The sequence below is a fragment of the Chitinophaga sp. genome (genome assembly GCF_035761305.1).
In the GTDB taxonomy this organism is placed as follows: domain Bacteria; phylum Bacteroidota; class Bacteroidia; order Chitinophagales; family Chitinophagaceae; genus Chitinophaga.
Window position 1 is genome coordinate 1 of sequence record NZ_DASTRI010000112.1, and the last position, 3,103, is coordinate 3,103.

Below are 3,103 nucleotides of genomic sequence, written 5' to 3' on the forward strand. Positions count from 1 at the left end.
AAATATGAAAAAAGGAGTTAAGCACGTAGTTTTTCTTTGTTGTTATATCTCCGTCGCCGGCAATGTATTTAAACAGCGCTTCCCGGATGCGGGCAACCGGCCGGTGGTTAATGGCCAGTATTTCGGCGCCCGCCGGCCTGCCAGCTACAGCCTGCATGCTGTATACCTTGTTGTTAATGAACCGCAGCCTTACAGGAAAAAACACAGCCGTATCGCTGAAATATTTTCTTACAGCCGGTGAGGGACCTACGTATAAATGCCCGTCTTTAATGCCGCTTACCAATGCTTTCAGCATTTTATAAAAGCCGGCGGCGGTAGTATTTTCATCAATAGCGGCATAGCAGCTGTCGAGCATTGCCTGCATGCTGCTTTTACTATTGTAGCGGTACAGCGATGGGTAACGAGTGTTGAGCAACGCGCGCAGGAAATTAAAGTCCTGCCGGAGGCTGTCTGCCGCAGGTGCGTGCACCGGCGGCATAGCGGTTTGTGCTTTTGAAAAGCCGGGTATACCGCCAACCAGCAGGATGCCGATGGTTAGCCGCAATAATTGTTTGCGCATTTACAGGATGGTTTCCTGCTCAATATAGCGACTAATACACGCTTTACAAATGCTGGAAGGCAGCGGGCATAAAAAAACCGGCGGGACAGTCATGTGCCCCGCCGGTTTTAATTGTTCACCCGTTGCGCTAACGGTTTCTGCCAAAGTTTACAGTGGCGCCTATTTCGTAAGTGCCATCCACATATGTTTTAATGCCGCCTGTTTGCGTGGTATAAAGCGCCTGTAATATCACCGACCGTTTAATATTAACGCCGATGCCTGCTGTAAAGCTTTTTGAGGTATGGTACATGCCCATTACATTGGCCACGTTATTCAGCAAATATAAATTGAAGCCCGCATCCAGGATGTTGTCATATCCGTTGATGCCGCGGTAGCATACTTTGGGCTCAAAGCCGCTGATGGCTCCCTGTTCCGGTGTAAAGCGATAAGACACTGCCGTAAAGAAAAGGCCCCCGCCGTTCACGCCATAGTCCTTACCTGTGAAAAGGCTCCTTACATTAGGCAGGGCGGCTTGCACGAACAGGTTGCCATTGGTATAGGCCATACCGTATTCTGCTTCAAAATAGTTATCGCGGCGGTTAAAGGCGCTTAAAGAAGGATCGGCGTCGTCGCCGTTCACCTTGGTGTAATCCAGGCGCTGTATATTAAATGCCAGTGAAAGGCCGAAATGCAGCTGCTGGCCATTTTCCCCCAGGGGCAGATGGTAAGCATAGGTGGCTGCCACATGCGTGCGGGTGATCAGCCCCGCTTCGTCGTTAAAGACCTTGAAACCGGCTCCTACCCTGCGGCCCAGCGCGCCATCAGCACTGAAACTGGCCGTTTCGGGCGCACCGTTGATACCATTGTACTGGCGGCGGTAGGCGGCGTTCACGTGCATGCCGCTGTCAATACCGGCCATGGCCGGGTTGGCCAGGTACTGGTTCTGGAAAAACTGGGTGCCTGAGGGCTCCAGCAGGTCCAGGGAGTTGCCCAGGCTTTGAGCCCGGGCTTTACGGGTGAATAAAGTAGCCAGTACAACGCAGCAAAGCATGAACAGGCGCATATGTGATATTTTAGATCGGAAGTTCATAATCTTACACATTTTAAGGATCAATAACGGTCACGTACAATCGTAATATAACCTGTTGCCGTCTTGGCGCCATTCTGTATCGTGAGGATATAGTAGTAGGTACCTTCCGCCAGCGGGCTGCCGTTCACGGTACCATCCCAATCGTTGCTGTAATTCCTGCGGCTGTAGATCAGGCGGCCGGCGCGGTCGTAGATCTTCACCTCGTTATCCGGGTAGCTGTCCAGGTTGCGGATTACCCAGCGGTCGTTGCGGCCATCGCCATTCGGCGTAAGCACGTTGGTGGCGTCTATTTTGAAATCCACCACGATGCTGAGGGCGAAAGAACCGGTAGCCGTACATCCCGCGGGGCTGGTAGCCGTTACCTCGTAAGTGGTGTTGGCCTGCGGCCGCACTTCCAGCACCGGGCTGTTTTGTCCGCCTACGATACCGTCGGCAGCGCTCCATGCATAATCATAGCTGCCTGCGCCGCTGGCGGTCAGTTTCACGAGATCGCCCTTGGAAACCGTAGCGCCTTTATCGCTGCTGATGGTAATCACCGGCAGGGCATTTACGGTAACAGTAAAGCTGCGTGTCAGCGAGTCTACCGCGCCGCCTGTGGTACCGCCGTTGTCGCGGATGGTTACGGTAACGGTTGCCGTGCCTGCGGCCGTATTGGCTTTGAGCCGGTAGCTCAGCACGTCTGACGCATCTACGCTCAGCACATCAAAGATGTCGCGGTTTGAACGCGCGGTGATGGTGTAGGTTTGGCCCGGCTCTACAGCGGAAGCGCCGTTTAGCTGAATGGTGTGTGTTTGCTCATCTGCACAGATGGACACGTTATTGATCACGTCCAGGGTGGGCGGCTGGTTCACGAATACCACGCGCACAGTAACCGGTACCGCGGCGCTGGTATTGAGCCCGTCGCTCACGGTGAGGCCCAGGCTTACGTTGGTGCCTGCCAGGGGGTCCAGGAGGGCGGTATTCTTCACCGAGATCACACCGGCAGGGCTGATCTGCAGCGCTCCGCCGGAACCATCTGTAGCGATGGTCCAGTTCCCAACCGTACCGAATGCGTCGCTGGCGGTGGCCGTACCTACTACGGTGCCTGCGGCGCTGTATTGGCTTACGGTGAAGGACTGGCCGGCGGCAATAACCGGCGGTGTGGCGTCGTAAGTGCGGGTAAGGCTGTTGGAAGCGGTGTTACCGTTGCCTACCACGTTCACTGCCGCATCTGCCGGCAGGCTAATGGCAACAGGGCCGTCTGCCGTGGGCGTTACCAGCAACGTGTAAGTGATGTTATCGGTGGTTTGCAGGTCAGACACCGTGGCATTGGTGGATGTAAAGTCGGCTGCCGCCAGCTGCGTTACCTTCTCATTGAAGGTGGCTGTTACGGTGAACGGCGCATTCACGCGGGCAGCGGCTGCGGATGTAAGCGTAACAGACGGGCGGGCCGTGTGTACAAATATTCCGCTGGTATTGGGTACGCCGTTAAGCGT

Annotated in this window: 3 protein-coding genes; all 3 read right to left on the reverse strand. The window is 54.9% G+C overall.

The window, feature by feature from the left end; translation table 11 throughout:
- On the reverse strand, window positions 1-559 hold a 559-nt coding region (locus tag VFS25_RS09875), incomplete at its 3' end, for a hypothetical protein (RefSeq protein ID WP_326461973.1).
- Window positions 560-686: 127 nt separating this feature from the next.
- Window positions 687-1,628 carry a PorP/SprF family type IX secretion system membrane protein gene (locus VFS25_RS09880; protein WP_326461974.1) on the reverse strand — a complete coding sequence of 314 codons (942 nt, stop codon included), beginning with the start codon at window positions 1,626-1,628 and terminating at the stop codon, window positions 687-689.
- A 20-nt stretch (window positions 1,629-1,648) separates the two neighbouring features.
- Window positions 1,649-3,103 (reverse strand): gliding motility-associated C-terminal domain-containing protein (locus VFS25_RS09885; RefSeq protein WP_326461975.1); only part of this gene is annotated, 1,455 nt, incomplete at its 5' end.

Excerpts from the sequence above, each read along its gene's own strand:
- VFS25_RS09880 (WP_326461974.1), bottom strand. The coding sequence starts at position 1,628 with ATGAACTTCCGATCTAAAATATCACATATGCGCCTGTTCATGCTTTGC.